Raw genomic sequence first — 24,543 nt, forward strand, 5'->3', positions numbered from 1 at the left:
CATCAGCGGTGCTCTTGCCCGTCGAGCATGGCGCGCTTGAGGGTGTCGAGGCCAACGGAGCCGATGTTGAGGGCCTTGGTGTGGAAGGCCTTGAGGTCGAAATCCGGCCGGGCTTCGAGCTCCGCTCGGATCTGCTCCCAGAGGCGCTGGCCCACCTTGTAGGACGGGGCCTGGCCCGGCCAGCCGAGGTAGCGTGCGAACTCGAACTGCAGGTTGCCCTCACTGATGTCCAGGTTGGCCTTGAGGAAGTCGAAGCCCTTCTCCGGTGTCCAGGTGCCCGTTCCCCAGCGTGCGGGAACATCGAGTTCCAGGTGGACGCCGATGTCGAACACCACCCGGGCAGCCCTCATCCGCTGCATGTCCAGCATGCCCATGTGGTCGCCCGGATCCTTGAGGTAGCCGAGTTCCTCCATCAGCTTCTCGGCATAGAGGGCCCACCCCTCGCCGTGGCCCGAGGTCCAGCAGACGTTGCGCCGCCAGCTGTTGAGCAGTTCGCGCCGGTGAACGGCGGTGGCGATTTGCAGGTGGTGTCCGGGCACACCCTCGTGGAACACGGTGGTGGTCTCGGCCCAGGTGGTGAACGTGTCCTCACCCGCGGGCACTGACCACCACATGCGCCCCGGCCGGCTGAAGTCGTCCGACGGTCCTGTGTAGTAGATGCCGCCCTCGTCAGTGGGGGCGATCCGGCATTCAAGGGTCTTCATGACATCGGGAATCTCGAAGTGGATGCCTGCAAGGTCGGAGACGGCACGGTCGGACAGCTCCTGCATCCACGCCGTCAGGGCATCCGTTCCCTTGAGCCGGCGGGCGGAGTCGCTGTTGAGGATCTCCTTGGCCTCCGCAATGGAGGCGCCCGGCTTGATTTGCCCGGCTACCTGTTCCTGGGCGGCAATAATCCGGTCGAGCTCCTCAACACCCCAGGCGTAGGTTTCTTCGAGGTCGACGGCGGCACCGAGGAACACCCGCGAGGCCAGGGCGTAGCGTTCCCGGCCCACGGCGTCCTTCTCCGGCGCCACGGGCAGCAGCTCCTCCTTGAGGAAGGCGGCCAGTCCGGCGTACGCCGCCCGGGCTGCGGCAGCACCGGCGTCGAGCTTCTCCTGCAGTTCCGCCGGCAGGGGGCCGCCCGGTGTTTTGGCATCGGCGGCGAGCTTCGCGAAAAAGCCGTCCTCGGCGGCGTATTTGGTGGTCTGCTCGATCACGATCGACACCTGGCGCCGTGCCGAGACTTTGCCGCTGTCCTTCGCAGTTCGCAAGGACTCGATGTAGCCGCTGATGGCCGCCGGCACGCTGTGCGTGCGGCCGGCGATGTTCGCCCACTGCTCCTCGGTGTCCGTGGGCATGAGGTCGAAGATCGACCGGATGTTCTGCGCCGCGGAGTCGATGTTGTTCAGTTCGGCGAGGTCCCAGCCCGAGTCGTGGATCTCCAGCTGGAGGCCGAGGCGTTCGCGCAGGGCATCGAGGGTGACGGCGTCGACGTCGTCAACGGGTTCCAGCCCCTCGAGGGCCTCCAGGGTCTTTCGCTCCGCTGCGGCGAACCTTCCGAGTCCGGTAGGGGAGAAGTCCTGGAACTCGGTGTCGTGCCCCGGGATGCCGAGCGTGGTGGCCAGGCTCGGATCCAGGGCGACGAGTGTGTCGGTGTAAGCGTCGGCGACGGCGTCGATGGCGGTCTGGGGGCGCGCCGGGGCGGCAGATTCTGTAGTCACCCCACGAGACTAACCGCGGGGTTCCGGTTATGAAAGACTTACTGAACTTTTATTAGAGGGCGGTGGGGTGTTAGCCCCGGCTTCGCTTCCAGGCGCCCGGACCCGGCGTCGGCTCCAGCCGCAGTTGCTGCCGCCGCACCCAGTGGCGTGTGGTGGGCTTCGACGGGCCGGCCGCTGCAGCGGAACCCAGGGAAAGCACGACGGCGGTAAGCGCCGCCAGCTCCTCGGCTGTCGGTTCGCCCTTGGTGACGGAGAACAGGGCCGCGGCCGGCCCGACCGTTTCGGCCGGGTCAACAGCCGGATTCTGGGCGCTCACAGCGGGATGTTTCCGTGCTTCTTCGTGGGCAGGCTCGCACGCTTGTCGCGCAGCGCCCGCAGCCCCTTGATGATCTGCAGCCGCGTGTCCGAGGGCGCGATGACGGCGTCAACGTAGCCCAGCTCTGCGGCCTGGTACGGGTTGAGCAGCTCTTCCTCGTACTGCCGGATGACGTCGGCGCGCTTGGCCTCTACATCGCCCCCGGCCTCGGCAACGGCGGCGAGATCGCGCCGGTAGAGGATATTGACGGCGCCCTGCGCGCCCATCACGCCGATCTGGGCGGTGGGCCACGCAAGATTCAGGTCAGCGCCGAGCTTCTTGGAGCCCATCACGATGTACGCGCCGCCGTAGGCCTTCCGGGTGATCACAGTCAGCTTGGGCACGGTGGCTTCGGCGTAAGCGTAGAGCAGCTTTGCGCCGCGGCGGATGATGCCCTGGAACTCCTGGTCCTTGCCGGGCAGGAAGCCCGGGACATCGACGAGGGTGATGATCGGAATGTTGAACGCGTCGCAGTGGCGGACGAAGCGGGCCGCCTTTTCGGAGGCCGAGATGTCCAGGGTGCCGGCGAACTGCAGCGGCTGGTTGGCCACGATCCCCACCGTATGGCCCTCGACTCGGCCGTAGCCGATGATCACGTTCGGAGCGTAGAGCGACTGCATTTCCAGGAAGTGGGCGTCATCGACGATTTGTTCGATGACCTTGCGGATGTCATAGGGCTGGTTCGCAGAGTCCGGGATCAGCGTGTCCAGGGTGAGGTCGTCGTCGTCGAGCTCCAGCTCCTGCTGGTGCTCCTGCGCCGGCGCCTCGGAAAGGTTGTTGGAGGGCAGGAAGTCCAGCAGTTCCCGGACGAACTCAATGGCGTCGGACTCGTCGGAGGCCAGGTAGGTGGAGGTGCCGGTGGTGGCGTTGTGCTGCCGGGCGCCGCCGAGGGTCTCCATGTCCACGTCCTCGCCGGTGACGGTCTTGATGACATCAGGGCCGGTAATGAACATGTGGGAGGTCTTGTCCACCATGACCACGTAGTCGGTCAGGGCGGGGGAGTAGGCTGCGCCGCCGGCGCACGGGCCCATGATGAGGGAGATCTGGGGCACCACGCCGGAAGCGTGGACGTTGTTGCGGAAAATGTCCGCAAACATGGCCAGCGAGGCAACACCCTCCTGGATCCGGGCTCCGCCGCCGTCGTTGATGCCCACCACCGGGCAGCCGTTGCGCAGCGCAAACTCCTGGACCTTCACGATCTTTTCGCCGTTGACCTGGCTCAGGGAGCCGCCGTAGACGCTGAAGTCCTGGCTGTAGAGGGCAACCAGCCGGCCGTCCACAGTTCCGTAACCGGACACGACGCCGTCGCCGAGCGGCTTCTTCTTCTCCATGCCGAAGGCGGTGGAGCGGTGGACCGCCAGGGCGTCGAACTCCACGAAGGAGCCTTCGTCCACGAGCAGGTCGATGCGCTCGCGGGCAGTGTTCTTGCCGCGCGCATGCTGCTTCTCGATGGCTTCAGGGCCGGACGGCTGCTCAGCACGGGCCTGGCGGTCGCGGAAATCGGCAATCTTTCCCGCCGTCGTGGTCAGATCGTGGCTCATGAAGTGTCTCCGGCTCTGTAGCTGTTGTGCTGTGGCTGTTCTGCTGCGGCAGCGTGACGCGGGCCCTGGCTGCCGGTTTAAGTAGCATCCGTACAAGTCCAAGGCCCTGATGGCTAGTCTAGTGACGCAAATTGCCGGGACCGCTGTAGGGTTCCTACAATTTTAGTCCGTGGCGCCGACGGAAGTTCCGATGTTACTCTCGGGTAGCAAAGTGCGGCTAGAGTGTCCCTATGACTTCGAGCAGCGACGCCTACCCTGTTCCGGCCACGCCTTACCGGGCCACCGGCAGCCTTCAGGGCCGGACCATCCTGATGTCCGGAGGAAGCCGCGGCATCGGCCTGGCCATCGCCCGGCGGGCGGCGCGCGACGGCGCCAACGTTGTGCTGCTCGCCAAGACCGGAGAGCCGCACGCAAAGCTCGAGGGCACTGTCTACAGCGCCGCAGAAGAACTGGAGGCCGCCGGCGGCAGTGCCCTCCCGCTGGTGGGGGACGTCAGGAGGGACGACGACGTCGCGCGCGCCGTGGACGCAGCCGTCGGCCGATTCGGGGGAATCGACGTCGTCATCAACAACGCCTCCGCGATCGACCTTTCGCGTACGGACACGGTGGACATGAAGCGCTACGACCTCATGCAGGACATCAACGTCCGCGGCACTTTCCTGCTCTCCAAGCTGGCGCTTCCCGCACTGCGCAAATCCTCCGGCGGTCACATCCTCACGCTCTCGCCGCCCTTGAACCTCGACCCGAAGTGGGCGGGCCGGCACCTGGCGTACACCATTGCCAAATACGGCATGAGCCTGACCACCCTGGGTCTTGCCGAGGAGCTCAGGAACGACGGCATCTGCGTCAACTCGCTGTGGCCGCGGACCCTGATCGATACGGCCGCCATCCGGAACATGGCCGGCGGTGAGTCAATGGTCCGCGCTGCCCGCGGCCCTGAAATCATGGCCGACGCAGCCCATGCCGTGCTCACCGGAACTGCTGAGCGTACCGGCAACGCCACTGCCGGCACCATCAACAGCGGCAACTTCTACACGGACGAGCAGGTCCTGGCCGCCGCCGGCGTCACGGATTTCACGCCCTACAGCCTGGGGGCTGCCGAGGCGGACCTGGTCCCCGACATCTTCCTGTGAGCTGACGTCGCGCTGTTAACTGGCATCTTCCTGTGAGCCGGCTTCTCACCACGGGCCTTCCCGGCCGCGCGGCCCGGCGAGTCGCTAGGATTCAACTATGGATGCCGCACGCCCTGACGATAACCGTGGACAGCAGGAAAACCTGACCGGAGCGGGGGTCCTGCCCGAGCGGCCGGCCCTGGACCGGGAAGCCCTGTCCGACGCCAACTTCCTCGCCTCCACCGGCATCGCACAACTGACGGTTGTGGAGACAACCGGGTCCACCAACGCCGACCTTTTGCGGGCCGTGACCGTCGATCCCCAGGCCTGCCCCGATCTGGCAGTCCTGACGGCGGAGCATCAAACTGCGGCCCGTGGCCGGCTGGACCGGGCGTGGGAAGCGCCCGCCCGAAGCTCCGTCCTGGTCTCACTGGTGCTGCGGCCCGTCAATGCTGACGGCCGCCCCCTGCCCACCCAGACTTACTCGTGGCTGTCCCTCCTGGCCGCCGTCGCTCTGCGCGATGCGCTGGATGAGACGGCGGGAATCCCGGCTGAGCTGAAATGGCCGAATGATGTCCTGGTGCGCGGCGGAAAAGTCGCCGGCATCCTCGCGCAGCTCGGCCCCCTCGGCGACGGATCGGTGCCGCCTGTCATTCTGGGCACCGGGCTGAACGTCACGCTCACCGAGGATGAGCTGCCGGTGCCCACTGCCACGTCTGTCCAGCTGCAGGGTGCCGGAACAGTGGACCGCACGGCGCTCCTCAAGAGCTATCTCTCCCGTTTTTGCACGCTCTACCACAGCTTCTGCAATGCCGACGGCGATGCCACGGCCGGCCTGGCCGGCGGGCCGTCGCTGCACAAGCGCGTTGAAACGGCGATGGTCACCCTCGGCCAGCAGGTCCGCGCCCAACTTCCCGGCGACCACGAAATCATCGGCCACGCATCCCGGCTTGATGACTCTGGCTCCCTGCTGGTGGTGGATGCCTCTTCCCACGAGCACGTGGTGACTGCCGGGGATGTGGTCCACCTGCGGCCGTGGTCCCCGCAGGGCTCGGAGAAGCATGGGGCTGCCAAGCACGGCGCGGGGAAGCACAGCTCTGACTTGCACAGCTCTGACATGCACAGCTCCGCGGAGCACAGTTCTGACCAGCAGGGGTCCGGCGAAAGCGGTTATGCGTAAAGAACTCCTCCCGGGTGAGCAGGTCATCGTGGTGACCCGCCCGCAGCCCAGGGTGCTGTTCGTCCCGGCGGTGGTTTTCATTGTGGTGCCCGCCCTTGCCGCATTCGCAAGCGCGTGGATCGTCCGCGGCGGCCTGTCCGCGCTTGCCCCGGCCATCACCAGGGAAGGGACGTTCTGGGCGGTGGCCGGCTGTGTGCTGGCCGGCCTGTGGATCCTTCTGGGGTATTGCCTGCCCAGGCTGCTGCGGTGGCAGACGACCAGGTATGTCCTGACCAGCCAGCGGGTCCTGGCGCGCTACGGCATGCTCCGGCGCCGGGACCGGCAGGTTTTCCTGGCCTCGGTGCGTAATGTCACAATCAGCCAGTCGATGCTCCAGCGGATGTTGCGTTCGGGGAATATATCCTTGGATGCCGGGCACCATTTCGGCAACGTGCTGAAGGATGTGCCGGAAGTTGCCACCTTCCACAGGTTCTTGCTGGACGCCCTTGATGAGCTTCCGGACGACGAACCATTTGGATTGGGTCAGGCGCCGGATGAGCCCGGCGCCCGGTTTCCGCGGGATGTGAGAGAAGGTGGAAGAGATGAACGATGAGGATCAGCGCGGCGCCCAGCAGACAGGCACCCACGAGGCCGGCACAGACGGGTTTGGCACCCACCAGGCTGGCGCAGACGGGTTTGGCGCAGACGAGTCTGGCGCGCAGGACAGCGGTCACCGGGAGGTGACGGACGCCGTCGTCGAAAATCCGGCCACCGGTACCGTGTCCGCGGAGCGCGTAGCGGCAAAGAGTCTCGAAACGAGGCTTCTGGGCGGGGAACGCAAGCTGCGCCGCCGCGAGGTGGCGGGCGGTGTGGGCCTGTCGCTGCTCTCGGCGCGCAAACTGTGGCGGGCACTCGGCTTCCCCAACTTCGGTGACGACGACGTCGCATTCACGGAGCGGGACCAGGCAGCCCTGTCCACGGCGGTGGGCATGGTCCGGAACGGAAAGCTCACCGAGGAGGCTGCCATCTCGGTCACCCGTGCCATCGGGCAGATGACGGACCGCATGGTGGTGTGGCAGATCGAGGCCCTGGTTGAGGACATGGTCCACGAACAGGGGCTTACCGACGCCCAGGCCCGCAAGCGGCTGGTCCATGAACTGCCTGCCTTGGTGGATCCCCTCGAGGAGATGCTTGTCTACTCTTGGCGGCGTCAGCTCAATGCCGGTGTGCAGCGGCTGGCTGTCCGGGCCGAAGCCGGCCTGCAGGCCAGCGAGGAGGGCCGCGAAGGCGACGAGGACGATGCGCCGCTTCCGTTGGCGCGTGCCGTTGGCTTCGCCGACCTGGTGTCCTACACGAGCCTGTCAAGGCGCATGAACGAGAAGACGCTCGCCAAGCTGGTACAGCGTTTCGAGAACAAATGCGCGGAGATCATCTCTGTGGGCGGTGGCCGGTTGGTAAAGACCGTGGGCGACGAAGTCCTCTACATCGCTGAGACACCGGCTGCGGGCGCCGAAATATCGCTTGCCCTGGCCGAAGCATTCACCCGGGATGAGATCCTGCCCGAGGCGCGGGTCGCCATGGTCTGGGGGCGGATCCTTTCCCGCCTGGGCGATATTTACGGGCCCACGGTCAACCTTGCCGCCCGCCTCACCACGCTGGCCGATCCGGGGACCGTGCTGGTTGACTCGATGACGGCGGCGGCGCTGGACCAGGACGAGCGGTTCGTGCTCATTCCCCAGGACGTGGAGAACGTCCGGGGATTCGGGGAGATCCAGCCGGTCACCCTGGCGCGGGGACGGGGCAAGGGCCTGGTCCTGGACTAGGATCCCTGGCCAAGGGCCCGGTCCTGGACTGAGGCAGCGTGGGCAGTCCTCCCCATCGCGGGTACAGGACGGCGCGGGTAGGCTTGCGGGTAACGGACGGCCTCGGCGGCTGTTCTTGGACAAGCCGCCAGCGCCCATGTAATAGTCGAGGCTCAGAATTGTTCCGGCGTCTCTACGGGGGAGTGGCGGAATCTCACCGGCCGCTGATGAACATCAGGGGCTAGCAGGTCGCGCTCAGGCGGCTGTGATTTTCAGGGGAATAATAACGCTGTGTCAACTTTGTTCGGCAAGCTGGGGCTGAGGAACCGCCGCAACAAGATCGTCACCGGAACCGTCTTTTCCGCTGCTGCTGCAGCGCTGGTGGCCGGTGCCGTGATCTACCCGGGGTTCAAGACAACCGAGGTTGACCTTAACGACGGCGGCGTCTGGGTGGTCAGCAAGGCCCGGAACGCCGTCGGCCGCCTCAACTACCCCTCGCGGGTCCTTGACGGCGCGGTGACCCCGGCCAGCACCACGTTCGATGTCCTGCAGAACGCCGGGAAGGTATTCGTCGACGACGAATCCGGCTCCACCCTGAACCAGGTGTCCGCTGCCAATATGAGGCTCGGCGGAGATAAACAGCTTCCCGGCTCGGCGCAGGTGAGCTTCGGCGCCGACACCATCTCGGTCACCGACCCTGCCGCCGGGAAGGTGTGGGCGATGTCCCCGTCGACGGTCAACGCCTTCGATGAGGAGTCCAGTGAGCCCGCTGTGGCGGGTTCCGAAGGGCTGGTGTCCGCCGTCGGCTCCGATGACCGGATCTATTCCGCGGATCCGAAGACGGGGCAGGTGACCGTGACCACGGTGGACGCCGCGGGGGCAGCCACAGACACCGAGTCCAGCACGTGGGACGGGCTGAAGGGCGCCGGGAACCTCCAGATCTCGGTCGTGGGGGACCAGGCTGTGGTCCTGGATGCAGCCGCCGGAAAACTGTTCCTGCCCGGCGGACGCGAGGTGCCGCTGGCGGACGCGCGGGAGGCGAAGCTCCAGCAGCCGGGCCCGGCGTCCGACACCGTGGCCGTGGCCACCGGCAAGGCACTCCTCAGGCAGCCGCTGAACGGTGCCGCCGCGAAGGCCGTGACGTTCGGCGGCCAGGGGGTGCCGGCGGCGCCGGTGCAGCGGGGCGGCTGCGTCCACGCGGCATGGTCCGGTGCCAACAAGTACGTCCGGGACTGTGCGAATAACGCGGACAACAAGAACGTGCCCGTGCCCAAAGCCAGCGCCTCGCCCAGTTACGTTTTCCGGGTCAACCGGGACCTGGTGGTCCTTAACGACGTGAACTCGGGAAACGTGTGGCTGGTCAACCAGAACATGCAGCTGGTCAACAACTGGGACGACGTTGTCCCGCCCAAGAACCAGGCTGACGACCCGGACGCGGAGTCGGCAGACGACAACACCATCAACGTCCTGCCCGACCGCACCAAGCCGAACCGTCCCCCCGAAACGAAACCCGACGTCGTCGGCGTCCGGCCCGGCCGCACCACTGTCCTCAGCGTCCTCGACAACGACTCCGACCCCGACGGCGACGTCCTGACCGCCTCGCTCGGCGCAGAAGGGCCGCGCGCCGGCACCATCGAAAGCATCTACGGCGGGTCCGCCTTCCAGATCACGGTTCCGGCCGACGCTGCGCCCGGAACCGAAACTTTCGACTACACCGCGGCGGACGGCCGCGGGCTCTCGGCCGGCGGCAAGGTCAACCTGAGCGTCGTGGGCCCGGACGAGAACCGGCCCCCGGCCTTCAAACGCGGGGACCCCACCACACTCCTCGTGGAGCAGGGCAAGACCGTCAGCCAGAACATCCTGACCGACTGGGTCGATCCCGACGGCGACGACCTCGTCCTGATGTCAGCCACGGCCGACAATGAGCAGGACCAGGTCAAGGTCCGCCGTGACGGCCTGCTCACCTTCCAGGACTCCGGCGCCTCGGCCGGCAAGAAAATCGTCACCGTGTCCGTCTGGGACGGCCGTGCCACCACCACCGGCAAGGTGGTGGTCAACGTCCAGCCGCCGGGCGCACTCGCTCCCGTGGTCAACGCCGACCACGTCACCGCGGTGGTGGGCCAGGACCTGGTCATCGCGCCGCTAAAGAACGACGTCGACCCCAACGGCGGCGCGCTGCGCCTCGCCCAGGTGGAAGCCGGCGGAGGCGCAGAACTGGGCCCGGTCACCGACGGCGGCACCTTCACCTTCCGCAGCCGCACGCCGGGACCGGTGTACCTGACATACCTGGCCAGCAACGGACCGCAAAGCAGCCAGGGCCTCATCCGGGTTGATGTGGAATCCGGCAAGGACTCAGGAAATCCCGTCGCCGTCCACGACGTGGCGCTCCTTCCGGTTGGCGGCAGCGTCCTGCTGGACCCGCTGGCCAACGACTCGGACCCCTCCGGGGGCGTCCTGGTGCTGCAGTCCGTTGCGGTGCCGGAGAACGCCACGGCGTCGGTAAGCGTGATCGACCACAGTGTTCTGCGGATCACCGACATCGCCGGCACCAAGGATCCCTTCCTGTTCCGCTACACGATGTCCAACGGCAAATCCTCAGCCACGGGAAGCGTCTCGGTGGTGCCTGTTCCCGCCCCGGCTGTGGTGGAGGCGCCGCAGCCCAAGCCCGATGAAGTCAACGTCCGCGTCAACGACGTCGTGACCATCCCCGTCCTGGACAACGACACGCACCCGCAGGGCGAAAAGCTGACAGTTGACCCCGTCCTGCCGCAGGCCGTCCCGGCGGAGGACGGCAAGAGCTTCGTCTCCGAGAACACACTCCGTTTTATCGCCGGCAGCCAGCCCAGGACCGTGCGCGCCATTTACAACGCCGTGGATTCGCAGGGCCAGAAGAGCGCCGCCGCCGTCACCATCCACATCCTGCCGCTGGAGGGTGCCGAAAACTCCCGGCCGCAGCCCAGGAACCTGACCGCCCGGGTGGTGGCTGGCGGTACGGTGCGCATCCCGGTGCCGCTGGACGGCATTGACCCCGACGGCGACTCCGTCCAACTGACGGGCATCGACAGCACGCCCGGCATGGGCACCGCGACGGCGGGCAGCAGCTTCATCGACTTCGTCGCGGCCGGCAACGGTGCCGGGACCGATACGTTCCGTTACAAGGCCGTCGACCGGCAGGGCGCCGTGAACACCGGCACCGTCACCGTCGGCATCGCACCGCGCAGCGACACCAACCAAAAGCCCACGCCGGTGGACGATCAGGTCAAGGTCCGGCCCGGGCGGCAGATCGCCGTCGACGCGGCCGGCAACGACACCGATCCGGACGGGGACCTGGTAAGAATTGTCAGCGGCGGCATCGAAGCCGATGCCGCGTTGAAGGCCACTGTCAGCAAGCAAAGCGGCCGCATCCTGTTGCAGGCTCCGGCCATCGAAGGCACCGTCAACGTCCGCTACACGGTGGCCGACGAACGTGGAGCTTCGGCGCAGGCAGCCATCCGGATGGTGGTGGACAGCAACGTTCCGCTCCAGGCACCGATCGCCCGGGACGACCGGGTGACCTCCGCGCAGACGCTCGGCAAGACCGCCGTCGATGTCCCCGTCCTCAAGAACGACGAGGACCCGGACGGGGTGGGCGAAAACCTCAAGATCGGCAGTACCGCCGAGACCGCGCGTCCAGGCACCGACGGAAACGTGATCGTGGAACTGACCGGGCAGGCACAGCTCGTGCCCTACACGGTTGAGGACGTGGATGGCCAGAAGTCCACCGCTATCATCTGGGTGCCTGGCCTCGGCCAGCAGGTACCCACCCTGGCCAAGGACGAGGTCCTTGAAGTCGTGGCGGGCCAGTCCGTAACCGCAGACCTCGGCGAGTGGGTCAAGGTGCGGGACGGCCGCTCGCCCCGGCTGACCCAGGCCGACCGGATCAAGCTCATCGGTGCGGACGGCAGCAACCCCGTGGCCGGCAACGGCACCGCTGTCAGGTACACGGCGGACAGGGACTACGCGGGCCCCGGGTCCATCACCTTTGAGGTGACCGATGGCACCGGACCTGATGACCCCGCGGGGCTCAAGTCCACGCTGAGCATCCGCACCAAGGTGCTTCCCGACCCGAACCGGAACAACCCGCCGGTACTGCTCGGCGGCGCGGTGGATGTTCCGTTGGGTGACCCCGCCGCCGCGGACCTGGCCAAACTGACCACCGATCCGGATGGCGACGACGCCGCCAACATGAAGTACGAGATCGCCGGCGCAGTTCCCCAAGGCTTCAACGTGGCCATCGACGGCGCGTCCCTGAACGTTTCGGCGAAGGACGGCTTGCGGCCCGGCGACGGGGGAGCCGTACAGGTGAAGGCAAAGGACCCGCGCGGCCTTGACTCCACCGCCACGTTCCGGCTCGCCGTTACGGCGACCAACCGGGCCAAGCCGGTGGCCAATGACGACGTGGAAGAAAACGCCGCCGCAGGTAAACCGGTCAGTATGGACGTTTTGTCCAACGACGCCAACCCGTTTCCTGAGACGCCGCTGAAGATTGTGGCGGCGACCGCGGAGACCGGAACGGGAGACGTCGCCGTCGAAGGCGGGCACGTCGTTGTCACTCCCGCACCGGGATACTCGGGCACCATGGTTGTGGCGTATACGGTCGTGGACAAGACCGGGGAGCCGTCCCGTCAGGCCACAGCACGGATCAGGCTCACGGTGAAGGACAAGCCGCTCGCGCCCACGACGCCCCAGGCGCAAAGCGTCGGCGACCGCTCGGCCCTGCTGAACTGGACAGCGCCGGCGGACCGGGGTTCACCGATCACCAACTACACGGTGTACGGCGAAGGCGGCTACAAACAGGACTGCCCGGCGAACTCCTGCACGCTGAGCAACCTCGTGAACAACACGAAGTACCACTTCCAGGTGACGGCGACGAATGACTTCGGCGAATCCGACCGGTCACCGGTGTCGGCCGAGGTCCGGCCCGACGTCAAGCCGGATATGCCGCTGGCTCCCGCACTGAAGTTTGGCGACAAGCAACTCTCGATTGCCTGGAAAGCGCCCGCCAGCAAGGGCTCTCCGATCACGTCCTACGACCTTGAAATCTCGCCCGCCCCCAGCGGCCAGAACCCGCAAATCCAGACCCTGACCTCCACCAATTACCTCTGGAAGGGCCTCACCAACGGCGTGGCCTACAAGGTGCGCGTCCTGGCCCGCAACGATGCCAAAGACCCGTCGGAATGGAGCCCGTACTCGGCGGCCGAGGTCCCGGCAGGCGTTCCCGTAACCCCGGCTGCCCCAAGCGTTACGGGTGCCCAACCGGTGGGCGATCAAAGCCAGTTGCAGGTCAGCTGGACGGCGCCGAACAACAACGGAGACGCCGTTTCCGCGTACACACTCACCACCCTGCGCGCCGGAACAGTGCTCAAGAGCCAGCGGGTGGCGTCAGGGACATCCCTTAACGTGACGGTGCCCAACTCCGAGGCCGACTACGCGTTCACCGTCTCGGCCACCAACAAGGCAGGAACATCCGGAACCAGTGCGCAGTCCGCTCCCATCCGGGCTGCGGGAAAGCCCGGTACGGTAAATGGCGGGAGCGTCTGGCCGACTGGAAGCACCGGCCAGCTGAAGGTCGCCTTCACTCCGCTGACCCAGGCCCAACGAAACGGGTCCCAGGCATCAGAGATTGGCTACCGCTGGTCCACGGCGTACGGGTCCGGTCCCATCAATGCCCCCGGCGGTACCATCTACGGGCAGCCGAACGGGGAGAAGGTCACGGTAAACATCATTGCCTACTCCACCAAGAACAACATTTCAGGTGATGGCAAGGTAATCGGCTCAGGTGTGCCCTACGGTCGGCCCGCTACTCCGGTGGTTACCGGTGGCAAATCAGGCACGGGCGACCTGCAGGTTCACTGGACCTGGAACCAGCCCAACAACAACGGCCGAGTCATCAACCGGTACGAGGTCGACTACGACGGCACCGGCTTCAAGTCGGTGGGTCTGGACCGGCAGTACAGCCGCAACGCCGGAGGCTGGAACCAGAGTCATAAGCTCCAGGTCCGTGCTTGCAACGGCACTGACGGGGACAAGGACTGCGGACTGGCGGGTTCTGCAGTAGCCACCTCGGGGGCTGATCCGACTCCGCCACCGCCGACGTCCTGGAACATTCAGGCGACGCCTGTCCGTACCTGTACAGAGCCCAGCCGCTTTACCGACAGCTACCGCGATGCCAACCCTGACCAATGCATCAGCCCGGGCAGGTGGTTCGACACCGGCATCACGGCCAGGGCGGACTACTACGTGGTGTGGAGCAAGACGTCCCGGAACCCCTCCGGCGTTTGGTACCACCTGACTTCCGGACCAGCCGCCGGCAACTTCGCACGTGGGAACACTACCTCGCTCGGCGGAAACCCGCCCTCAGGTATGCCGCAACGGTAGACCTTGCGCATTAACCGCTACACGCACAACTACGACTGCACGAAACAGAAGAGGAACCAACCATGACGATGACAAGTGAGCAGGCCGACTGGTTTGCAGGGACGTTCGATAAGCTCGTCGCCAATGTGGGCCAGGCTATTCTGGGCAAGGAGCATGTCATCCGCCTGACCTTCACCGCGATGCTCGCCGAAGGCCACGTCCTCTTCGAAGATGCACCCGGTACCGGCAAGACCTCGCTTGCCCGGGCCCTCGCCGCCACCGTCCGGGGGTCCAACAGCCGCATCCAGTTCACCCCGGACCTGCTGCCCTCCGACGTCACTGGCGTGACCATTTACGACCAGAAGACCCAGAAGTTCGAATTCCACAAGGGACCGATCTTCAGCAACATCGTGCTCGCCGACGAAATCAACCGCGCCTCGCCCAAGACGCAGTCGGCTCTGCTGGAAGTCATGGAGGAGTCCCGCGTCACTGTGGACGGCACCACCTACCAAGCCGGGCGGCCGTTCATGGTGCTGGCCACCCAGAACCCGATCGAGCAGGCGGGCACCTACCGGCTCCCCGAGGCCCAGCTGGACCGCTTCCTGCTCAAGACCTCCATCGGCTATCCGGACCACGCCTCCACCGTCCAGCTCCTGGGCGGGTCCAACCTCAAGGACCGGTCCCGGGACCTGCAGCCCGTCATCACCACGCAGGCCGTGGCCGACATGGCGGACCTCGCCGCCACCGCGCACGTCGATACCGCCGTGCTGGAGTACATCTCCCGGCTCTGCGAGGAAACCCGCAATGCTCCCGAGACCCGCCTGGGTGTGTCCGTCCGCGGCGCCCTGGCCATGGTCCGGGGGGCCAAGGTCTGGGCCGCGGGCCAGGGGCGCAACTTCGTCCTGCCCGACGACATCAAGGACCTCGCCCCCGTTGTCTGGACCCACCGTTTCGTGATGGACCCCGAAGCCGAGTTCTCCGGCGCAACGGCTGAAGCCGTTCTGGGACGCGTCCTGGCCGATGTCGCAGCGCCGCAGCAGCGCGCCGCAGTCTAGCGTGCAGCGGTTTAAGGTGCGGCTGCCTCAGATGCGGCGCTCTAGCGTGCGGCGGCCCGGGCTGCAGCTGCCCAAGGTGCAGCCCCAAATTCGCCCGTCCAAGGTGTGGTCCGAGGCCAGCAGCCTGGCGCGGCTCGCGCTCGGGCCCGCCTGGCGGATGTCCGACGGCGTGTGGGCCCGCCGCGTCCAGCCTGTCCTGTCCGTGGTCAGTGCCTTGGGCTGGTTCGTGCTGGCCGCTGCACTTCTCCTGTGGGCGGCCGGAAACGCCTACGGCTGGCAGGAAGCCAAGGCCGCCGCCATTGCGGCCTTGGTGCTCTTTGTCATCGCCGGCGGCTTCATCCTGGGCAGGTCCTCCTATGGGGTCCTGCTTGACCTCGCGCGGACCCGGGTGGCGGTGGGGGACAGCGCCGTGGGAAGCATTGCGGTGTCCAACACGTCTGCCCGGCCGCTCCTGCCGGCTGACCTCGAACTGCCTGTCGGGGGAGCCACGGCCGTCTTCCACCTCCCGCGGATGAAGCCGCAGCAGGTGCACGAGGATCTGTTCACCATCCCAACGGCGCGCAGGGCCGTCATCATGGTGGGTCCTGTCCGTTCCGTCCGTGCTGATCCGCTGCACTTGCTCCGCCGGCAGGTGCTCTGGACGGAACCGCAGGACCTGTACGTGCATCCCCGGACCGTGGCGCTGGCCGGCTCCGCCGCTGGGTTCATCCGCGACCTGGAAGGCATGCCCACCACGGAGCTGTCCAGCGCGGATGTTTCGTTCCACGCGCTGCGCGACTACGTCCCCGGGGACGACCGGCGGCACATCCACTGGAAAACCACGGCCCGGACCAACAAGCTCATGGTCCGCCAGTTCGAGGAAACCCGCCGTGCCCACCTGGCCATTTCGCTGTCCATCAACACCGACGAATACGCCTCGGAAGAGGAGTTCGAACTGGCCATCTCGGCAGCCGCGTCGATCGGACGCCAGGCCATCCGCGAGCAGCGCGAGTTGGACGTCCTGACCCAGGCGGGTCCGCTGCGCTGCGAGACCGGCCGCAACATGCTGGACGACATGACCCGGGTGGTCGGCACCCCGCTGCGGAAGACCGCCGTCGACCTCGCCCGAACACTTGCGGACACGGTGCCCAACGCCTCAGTGGTCTTCTTCGTGGTGGGCAGCCACGTAACGCCCACCCAGCTGCGCTCCGCCGCGGCCTCGGTGCCGCCCGGCGTCCGAAGCCTCGCTGTGCTCATCGACCTGGGCGCCGTCCCGGCCCGCGCCAACATCGGCGACCTCACAGTCCTCACCGTGGGTGACCTCTCTGACCTTCCCTCCGTCCTGCGAAAGGCTGCAGCATGAGTGAGGCCCCAGGTCTCCGCCCCCGCCGTTCAACCCGGCCAGGCCGCCTGGTCACGCCGGCCGCCCAGTCCGCCTTCGCCGGTGGCCGGCCGCTGTGGCATTTTGTGCTCGACGGCGGTGCCCTCACCGTTCTGCTCGGGCTGGGTGTCCTCGGGTTCAGCCTCAGCTTCGGCGGCGACCCGTATTACCTGATTGCCGGTTTTGGCGGGATCATCCTGGGCCTGGCCATCGCTGCCTGCAACGCCCATTTCCGGCTGGGGCTGGTGTTCACCACGGCCGCCGCCTTTGGCGCCTACCTGGTGCTGGGGACAGTCCTCGCCGTTCCCGATGCCGCGGTGGCCGGATTCCTCCCCAGCCTGGAATCCCTGCGGACGCTGTTGCTCGGCGTCGTCTTCTCGTGGAAGGACATGCTGACCGTCGGAGTGCCCGTGGGCACCGCGGGCGGGGTGCTGATCGTCCCGTTCCTGAGCTCCCTCATCACGGCCGTGGCCGCCGGTGTCCTGACCTGGCGGATCCGCAGCCCCTACTGGCCGCTGCTGCCGGTCCTCGTCCTGTTTGTCACCGGCATAGCCTTCAGCACCAACGCCGGGTTCCTGACCGTGGAAAGGGGCATCGCGCTGACGGTGGTGTGCATCGCCTGGGCCACCTTCCGGCGGGACGCCCTGCGCCGGCGCGACACCGGCAAGGTTTCGGTGAACCGTCCCCAGTACGACGCCGGCACCGCCGGGAAGGCACGCATGCGCCGCCTCGCGGCCGGAGCCGCGGTCCTGGCGGCAACGGTGGGAATTACCGCGGCAGTCTCGCCGCTTCTCGCCGCCGGTGACGAGCGGCGCGTCCTCCGCAACGTCGTCGTTCCGCCGTTTGATCCCAAGGACTACGTCACGCCGCTGGCGAGCTTCCGGAACTTCGTCAAGGACAAGAAGGATGACGCCCTGTTCACGGTCAAGGGACTGCCCAAGGACGCCCGGGTCCGGCTCGGGGCGCTCGATTCCTTCAACGGCACCAACTACGCGATGGATCCGAACGGTTCCGGCAGCTTCAGCAAGGTCGGTGACGCGAAATCGATCAACACTCTCGCCGACGCCACGGACACGGTCCCGACGAATGACTACAGCCTGGACATCAGCATTGATGACTATCAGGGCTACTTCGTTCCTGGCGGGCGGAAGACCACCGGACTCAGCTTCGGCCAGGGCTCGTCCGGCGCTGCTTCAGGGCTGTACTTCAACTCCGGAACCGACACCGCGGTGACCACCCGGGGCCTGTCCAGGGGTGACTCCTACACTGTCCAGGTCTCGGACCCGGTGAAGCTGGAGCACGGGCAGCTGACACAATACGGTTTCGCCAGGATCAGCCTGCCGGACACCAGCGACGTGCCGCCGGTGGTGGGCGCCCAGGCCAACGATCTGGCAGCGGACGCCCCGACCGCTGTGGACCAGGTCCGGCAGATCGAGGCCCATTTCCAGAAGAAGGGGGCTTTCAGCAACGGGCTCATTGCCGACGGGCAGCTTCCCAGCGTCTCCGGGCACGGTGCGGGGCGCATCCGTGACCTGCTGACCGCCAAGCAGATGCTGGGCGACGATGAGCAGTATGCCGTGGCGATGTCCCTGATGCTGCGGCACCTGGGCATTCCCTCGCGCGTGGTCATGGGCTTCTACCCCGATCCGAAGAGCCCGGAGAACGGAGCCGGCGAAATCACGATCATGGGCAAGGACGTCCACGCCTGGGTGGAGGTGGCCTTTGACCGGGTGGGCTGGGTGGCCTTCGACCCCACACCGCCCAAGGACAACGTTCCCATCCCGCCCGACCCGGAAAGCAAGTCGAAGCCGAAGCCCCAGGTCCTGCAGCCGCCGCCTCCGCCGCAGGAACCCGCCGACCTGCCGCCGGACTCCTCTCCCGACGCGCTCGACGCGGACGAGAAGAAGAACAATCCCTGGCTGCTGTGGGGTCCCGTCCTGACGGCCATCGGCATCGGCATGATTCCCGTAGGCATCCTCGCCCTGCCACTGCTGCTCATCGCCCTGCTGAAGTCCCGGCGCCGGAAGGCCCGCTTCACCGGCGGCGACCCTGCCCAGCGCGTCGGCGGCGGCTGGAACGAGGTCCTCAGCCTGGCGACGGACATGGGCGCCGCCGTGGACAGCCGCGCAACCAGGCGGGAAACCGCGGTGGTAGTTGCCGAGGCGTTCCCCGCCACCGGCGCCACCACCACCGTGCTGGCGCACCGGGCTGACGCCTCCATCTTCGGGGCGGGCCAGCCGAGTGAGGATGAGGTCCGGGAGTACTGGGACGTGGTGGATGGCTCGCTCAAGGAGATGACCGGGACGGTCGGCTTCTGGCGGCGCCAGCGTGCGAAGTTCTCGCCCCGGTCGCTGCTGGCGGAGGCCCGGACCGCCCTGGCCGCGCGGGGGTTCCGCCGGTGAACGCTTCACCAGCAACCGGCGGGAGACCTGCAGCTGCCGGAGGATCGGCTGCTGCCAGTCTCACCGGGCCGTGCCCGCGCTGCGGGCAGCCTTTCCGCGCCGGGGCAAGCTTTTGTGGCGCGTGCGGGACGCCACTGCCTAACCGGGGACCCGGGCTCGACCGGGGAGCCACGCGCAATCCGGGACTTCCCCCCGGCCTGGGCGGGAGGCAAGCGGCCCCGATTCCCGGTAGCATCCCGGTAGGGCCGGGGGAAGGAACGGATATGTCAGGCACGCTCACGCTGGTTCCAGCGGCGCCGGGCAAGCGTCTCGGCGCTGCCGTCCTCGATTGGCTGGCCCCGGTGGCCATCCTCACCGTTCTGATGTCCTTCGGGTTCGCCGGCGTCACCAGCACGCGGAGCGCCGGGCTCATCATTTACGACACAAGCCTGCTGGCCATCCTGTCGGGCATCGGCGCCGGACTGGTGCTGGCCTATGCGTTTGCCGTCGCAAGTGTCGAGGGCCGCTCCGGCAACACCATCGGCAACCAGCTCATGGGCATCCGAAGTGCTGACAAGGACGGGTACGCGCCTGGCTTCGGTGCTGTGTTCCTGCGGGGCATCGTCACCGGAGCCGGCATGCTGCTGGCCGTCCTTGCCGCAGTATTGCTGGTTGTTTTCAGGTTGTTCGACGCCGCCCTGATCGTCCTGGGCCCGTTGCTGCTCCTTGGGACTGCCTGGGCTGTGGTGGTGGTGCTCTCCAGCGCCTGGGACCGGAACGGCAGGCTCCGCGGATGGCATGACCGCGCCGCCAAAACCCTCGTGTTCGACGTCGTTCGTGGCCGCAACCCCGTGGCCACCGGCGGCACTGAACGCCCGTACAGTTTCGCACCCCTTGACCTGCCCCCGGTGCAGCAGGTGGCCTCCCCGGTTGCCTCCCGCACCCCGGTTGCTTCCAATACACCGGTTGCTTCCAATACGTCCGTTGCTTCCAATACCACCGCTGAGTCGGCACCGCCTGCAGCCCCGGGCGCCACCGACCATTGGGTCGACACTGTTCACCCGGATGACGCCATGGACCGCACCCAGGTGCGTGCCGGGGCGCGCCAGGAGGCCCCCGAGGCGGTGCTGAGGATAAGGCTCGACGACGGCCGCGACTTCCGCCTGGAGCGGAGCGTCCTGATCGGCCGGAACCCTGCCCCCGCTGCCGGAGAATCGCAGGCCCAGCTGCTGCCGGTTCCGGACCCCGGCAGGACCATTTCCAAGACCCACCTCCACTTGCTCACGGACGGCACCGGGGTCTGGGTAACGGACCGCCACTCGACCAACGGCAGTGCCGTCACCACACCCGACGGCATGCGCACGGCGCTGCAGCCGGGCGTACCCGCATTTATCAGCCCCGGAACCACAGTTCATTTCGGGGACCGCACCTTTAACGTAGGACAGGCATGAATTCACAGCAGGCGCCCGGAACCCCAGGGACCGGCAGCGAGCCCGGCCTTAAGCTGAGCTATGGCTTCGGTACGGACCGTGGCCTTCGCCGCGAGCTCAATGAAGACTCCTACATTGCCTCGGATCCTGTGTTCGCCGTCGCGGACGGCATGGGCGGCCATGAAGCCGGCGAGGTGGCCAGCGGCATGTGCGTGCGGGCACTGGCACAGCTGCCACAGGTGGCCACGGGGGAGCGGACAGCCACCGCGGGAGTGGTGCAGCAGTACCTTGCCAGCGCCGATGAGTCGATCCGTTCCGCCACGGGCTCGCGCGCAGGAACCACGCTCAGCGGCGTGGTGGTGGTGGAACAGATGGGTGTTCCCTACTGGCTGGTCATGAACATCGGGGATTCCCGGACGTACCGGCTGAGCCAGGGCCGGCTCAGCCAAGTCAGCGTGGACCACTCCGAGGTCCAGGAGCTCGTCGAGAGCGGCGAGATCACGGCCGAAGAGGCTGCGGTGCATCCCCGCCGGCACGTCGTGACCCGCGCGCTGGGCGCGGGCGACGAGACCGAGGCCGACTACTGGCTCCTGCCCATAGAGGAAGGCGACCGGGTGATGGTGTGCTCGGACGGGCTCAACGGGGAACTGACTGACGGACAGATTCTGGACGTCCTCAGCACTGTCGAGGACCCGCAGGAGGCGGTGGACGCCCTGATCCAGGCAGCATTGCGGCGCGGAGGCCGGGACAACATCACGGTGATCGTCGTCGATGCCAGGAACGTGCTCAATGATGCCGGCGTGGCTACGACCACGCCCCGGACTGCCGCCGACGCGGAAGAGGAGGACACGCTGCCGCGTGCCGGAAGCGAGGATGCTGTCAATGGCCGCAGCTAGCTATCTCCCCGGCGGATGGCTAGGCCTCATCCGCTCGGGAACTGCCGTGATCCTCGACCCTGCCACTCCGGCGGCGCTGGTCAGTACGGTGTGGGATTTGCTGGAGAAAAGCCCGGACGCAGCCGAGGTCCTCCACGCCGTGACGGGAGGGTTCGGTGCACCGCTGTCCGCCAGCCCGTGGTTCGGGATCATCGCGTTCAGTGACTCGCTGCGGGTATTCCTGCGCGGCGACATCGATCTGACTGTCCAGCTTCCGTCGGGTCCTGTGACACTCGACGGCAGGAACGTCACCACCTGGACCGAGCGCTGGCTGGGCGCCCCCGAGTGGTTCAGCGTTTCGGCGCCTGCCGGGGCGGCCCCCCGGCAGTCAGAGCTGCCTGTGGTTGAGGGGGCCGTCCTCCTTCAGTCACTGCGGGTCAGTGTTGCCGGATCAATGGGTGCATCGCCTCCCGAGACTGAGGCCGCTTACTCTGAAGTCTCGGCTGAGACCATGGTGGGACTCACCGAGGACGCTTCCGTCGAGGCAGAAGAACCGGAGGAACCAAGGCAAGCGGAGGTTGCCGTGCCTGCGATCGAGCCCGCCGCCGAACTCACCGCTTCAGCCACCGAATTCACCAGCTCGTACGACCATCTTTGGGACAAGACCGTGGTGCGCAGCATCGAGGACGCCGCCGTGCGGACCGGCGAGGAGGACGACGGCGGCACTCCTGCCGGGGCGACCGCTGTTCCGGACATGGCAGTTGCGGGGACTGCGGGTCAGGAAACAGCAGACGAGGAAACAGGGGAGCAGGAGGCGCCAGCCCCGGCGCCCCCGCCAGCCCCGGCGCCCCCGCGAGCCCCTTCACAGGCAGGACTGATCGACTCGGTGCCGTGGGCGACCGGAGGCGATCGTACCCCGGCACCGGAGGTCCCGGCGTCGTTCTCAGCACCGGAGGTCCCGCCGTCGTTCGCCGGGCCGCAGGTGCCGCCCTCATTCTCAGCGCCCGACGTCCCTGCGTCGTTCGCCGGCTCCCAGGTCCCGCCGTCGTTCATCTCCACACCCCCCTCCCGTGGGGCGGCGGAGGGGGACCACGACGGTCAGACCATCCTCAAGAGTGAGCTCCCCACCTCCGGAGCGCGGCAGGCAGGACAAGAAGCGGAAGGCCGTCAGGGCGGCGGAGAACCCGGCCAGGGCGCTGTGGCAGGCAACGGCCCGCTGGTGCTGGCCCGAGTGTGCCCCGGCGGCCATGCCAACCCTCCCACCAGCAGCCAGTGCTTTACCTGCGGGGCACAGCTGCCGGACGTGGCCGTCCAGGTGCCGCGCCCCCGGCTGGGCCGGCTGCGGCTGTCCACGGGAGAGCTGATAGACCTGGACGAGTCGATTGTGATCGGGCGGCAGCCGTCCGTATCGCGGGTTCAGGGTGGCACCATGCCCCGGCTGGTCCAGGTGGCCAGCCCCGGTGGCGACATTTCGAGGTCGCACGTGGAGGTCCGGCTGGAGGGCTGGCACGTGATGCTGTGCGACCTGAAAGCCACCAACGGCACCGTGCTGGTCCGCGAGGGCCAGCCGCCGCGGCGTCTTGCCCAGAATGAAATGGCTATTGTCTTGGATGGCGACATCGCAGAACTCGGCGATGACGTTTCCTTGCGCTTTGAGGAGATTCTGTGAGTTCCAAGCGGCCCGCGGCACCCCCGCCCCGCATCCCCGGTTTCAACTATGTGAGCCTGCTCGGCTCGGGCGGCTTCTCTGACGTCTACCTGTACGAGCAGGACCGGCCGCGGCGCAAGGTGGCCGTGAAGGTACTGCTGTCCGACCTCAAGACAGAGGGCGCCCGCCGGCGCTTTGAGTCCGAGGCCAACCTGATGGCCCAACTGTCCTCGCACCCCTTCATCGTCACCATCTTCGAGGCCGAGGTGACCCAGGACGGGCATTCGTACCTCGCCATGGAGTACTGCTCGCGGCCCAGCCTGGATGTCCGGTACCGCCGGCAGCGCTTCAGCGTCGACGAGGTCCTGGCCGTCGGCATCCAGGTGGCGTCCGCCGTCGAGACGGCGCACCGGGCCGGCATTGCCCACCGTGACATCAAACCCGCCAACATCCTGGTCACGGACTACAACCGGCCGGCACTCACAGATTTCGGCATCTCCGGCACGCTGGCCGGCGACGTTGATGAGGACGCGGGGATGTCCATCCCGTGGTCCCCGCCGGAACAGTTCCGCGATGGCAACGTCGACGGCGTGATGGTGGACGTGTGGGCACTCGGCGCTACGCTTTACACCCTGCTCGCCGGACGGTCGCCCTTCGTGCTGCCGGGGGCCGACAACTCCCAGCGCGAGCTCATTTCGCGCATCACCAGCATGCCCGTCCCGCGGCTGGGCCGCGCCGACGTGCCGGAGTCCCTCGAACTGGCACTGGCTACGGCGATGGCCAAGTCGCCGGCCTCGCGCTATTCGTCGGCCCACGCCTTCGCCCTGGCGCTGCAGCGGATCCAGGCTGAGCTCAACCTGTCCGTCACGCCGTTCGAGGTGCTCGAGGAACGCCAGGAAGACGTGCACCCGGACGACGGCGTGGAAGAGACACGCGTCCGCAACGTCGCCTCCATCGACCCCGACAGGACGGGAAGCGCTCCCACCTTCCCGGCCCGCACCAAGCCGCTGACCCCTGCCGGCGTTGGCACCCCTGCTGGCGCCGATGCAGGGGCAACGAACGACGGCGGGCCGCAGGAACGGGGGCAGGCGACGGTTCTGCGCCGTCCTGCGCGCAGCAGCGCCGGCCACTCAGGACCCTCCTTCTACGCGGCCGACGCCGGCTACACCGGTGCCGCCGACGCGACCGTCCAGCGCGCGGCCCGGCCGCCGGAGGCAGCGGGCGAACCTGCGGGCGTCCCCGCGCAGGACCACTCCAAGCGAAACCTCTGGCTCGGCATCTCCGGTGGCACCCTGCTGGCACTGGCCGCCGTCGTGGGACTGGTGGTGGCCAACGCCGCCCCCCAGAAGCCGAGCGCAGTCGAAACCCAGGAGGTGAGCAAGCCGCCCGCGGATGCGCTGGATAACGGGACGGTGCCGGACGTTGAAGGCCTTCACGCAGAGCGGAAACCCGAGGACCGCAACATCATCATCTTCTCCTGGACGAATTCGCAGCCCAGGGAGGATGACACCTACAAGTACCGCACCAAGTCGGCCAAGGAGGACGGTCCCTATGAAACTACACGGGCCCGCACCACTGCCGTTTCCGGTCTGAATGAGCCGCCCATTTGCCTCCAAGTGATCACAGTCAGGGCCGACGGGAGCGCCTCGCCGGGCGGCCCGGATTCCATCGCCTGCCTGGAGGAGTAGCCGGCTCATGAAACAAGGACACTGCCCACTGAGGAGGC

At 67.3% G+C, this 24,543-nt stretch carries 15 protein-coding genes; 12 read left to right on the top strand and 3 right to left on the bottom strand.

The window, feature by feature from the left end:
• Positions 1-2 precede the first annotated feature (2 nt).
• The 3 genes from G9E11_RS14305 to G9E11_RS14315 form a co-directional block, all read right to left on the bottom strand.
• Positions 3-1,703 (bottom strand): DUF885 domain-containing protein, encoded by a 1,701-nt coding sequence (locus G9E11_RS14305; RefSeq protein ID WP_190606782.1) that lies wholly within the window; start codon positions 1,701-1,703, stop codon positions 3-5.
• A 70-nt stretch (positions 1,704-1,773) separates the two neighbouring features.
• Positions 1,774-2,019 (bottom strand): acyl-CoA carboxylase subunit epsilon, encoded by a 246-nt coding sequence (locus G9E11_RS14310; RefSeq protein WP_190606785.1) that lies wholly within the window; start codon positions 2,017-2,019, stop codon positions 1,774-1,776.
• Complete coding sequence (locus tag G9E11_RS14315; protein ID WP_190606787.1) at positions 2,016-3,599, bottom strand: acyl-CoA carboxylase subunit beta; 1,584 nt, start codon at positions 3,597-3,599, stop codon at positions 2,016-2,018. Before G9E11_RS14315 ends, G9E11_RS14310 begins: the two co-directional genes overlap by 4 nt.
• Before the next feature lie 230 nt (positions 3,600-3,829).
• On the opposite strand from G9E11_RS14315, the gene G9E11_RS14320 reads away from it, so the two are divergent.
• From G9E11_RS14320 to G9E11_RS14375, 12 genes are all read left to right on the top strand, one after another.
• Positions 3,830-4,732 carry an SDR family oxidoreductase gene (locus tag G9E11_RS14320; protein ID WP_190606789.1) on the top strand — a complete coding sequence of 301 codons (903 nt, stop codon included), beginning with the start codon at positions 3,830-3,832 and terminating at the stop codon, positions 4,730-4,732.
• Positions 4,733-4,829: 97 nt separating this feature from the next.
• Positions 4,830-5,891, top strand: coding sequence for a biotin--[acetyl-CoA-carboxylase] ligase (locus G9E11_RS14325; protein ID WP_190606791.1), 1,062 nt, complete (start codon positions 4,830-4,832; stop codon positions 5,889-5,891).
• Entirely contained in the window at positions 5,884-6,483 is a 600-nt protein-coding gene (locus G9E11_RS14330) for a PH domain-containing protein (protein ID WP_190606792.1), read from the top strand. Before G9E11_RS14325 ends, G9E11_RS14330 begins: the two co-directional genes overlap by 8 nt.
• On the top strand, positions 6,473-7,693 hold the full coding sequence (locus G9E11_RS14335; protein WP_190606794.1) for an adenylate/guanylate cyclase domain-containing protein: 1,221 nt from the start codon (positions 6,473-6,475) through the stop codon (positions 7,691-7,693). The genes G9E11_RS14330 and G9E11_RS14335 overlap by 11 nt, the downstream gene beginning before the upstream one ends.
• A gap of 270 nt (positions 7,694-7,963) precedes the next feature.
• A complete protein-coding gene (locus G9E11_RS14340; protein WP_190606797.1) occupies positions 7,964-14,089 on the top strand; it encodes an Ig-like domain-containing protein in 6,126 nt (2,041 codons plus the stop codon).
• A 62-nt stretch (positions 14,090-14,151) separates the two neighbouring features.
• On the top strand, positions 14,152-15,123 hold the full coding sequence (locus G9E11_RS14345) for an AAA family ATPase (protein WP_190606799.1): 972 nt from the start codon (positions 14,152-14,154) through the stop codon (positions 15,121-15,123).
• A gap of 31 nt (positions 15,124-15,154) precedes the next feature.
• Positions 15,155-16,465, top strand: a complete 1,311-nt coding sequence (locus tag G9E11_RS14350) for a DUF58 domain-containing protein (RefSeq protein WP_246468938.1) — start codon at positions 15,155-15,157, stop codon at positions 16,463-16,465.
• Complete coding sequence (locus G9E11_RS14355; RefSeq protein ID WP_190606801.1) at positions 16,462-18,885, top strand: transglutaminase TgpA family protein; 2,424 nt, start codon at positions 16,462-16,464, stop codon at positions 18,883-18,885. The genes G9E11_RS14350 and G9E11_RS14355 overlap by 4 nt, the downstream gene beginning before the upstream one ends.
• 263 nt (positions 18,886-19,148) lie before the next feature.
• The gene (locus G9E11_RS14360; protein WP_190606803.1) at positions 19,149-20,315 is read left to right on the top strand and encodes an RDD family protein; all 1,167 of its coding nucleotides are present in this window, start codon (positions 19,149-19,151) and stop codon (positions 20,313-20,315) included.
• Positions 20,312-21,190, top strand: coding sequence for a PP2C family protein-serine/threonine phosphatase (locus G9E11_RS14365; protein ID WP_190606804.1), 879 nt, complete (start codon positions 20,312-20,314; stop codon positions 21,188-21,190). Before G9E11_RS14360 ends, G9E11_RS14365 begins: the two co-directional genes overlap by 4 nt.
• The gene (locus tag G9E11_RS14370) at positions 21,177-22,838 is read left to right on the top strand and encodes an FHA domain-containing protein (RefSeq protein WP_190606806.1); all 1,662 of its coding nucleotides are present in this window, start codon (positions 21,177-21,179) and stop codon (positions 22,836-22,838) included. The genes G9E11_RS14365 and G9E11_RS14370 overlap by 14 nt, the downstream gene beginning before the upstream one ends.
• Positions 22,835-24,505, top strand: coding sequence for a serine/threonine-protein kinase (locus G9E11_RS14375; protein WP_190606807.1), 1,671 nt, complete (start codon positions 22,835-22,837; stop codon positions 24,503-24,505). Before G9E11_RS14370 ends, G9E11_RS14375 begins: the two co-directional genes overlap by 4 nt.
• Positions 24,506-24,543: the final 38 nt, after the last annotated feature.

Source organism: Arthrobacter ipis, assembly GCF_014694315.1.
GTDB classification, from domain to species: Bacteria; Actinomycetota; Actinomycetes; order Actinomycetales; family Micrococcaceae; genus Arthrobacter; species Arthrobacter ipis.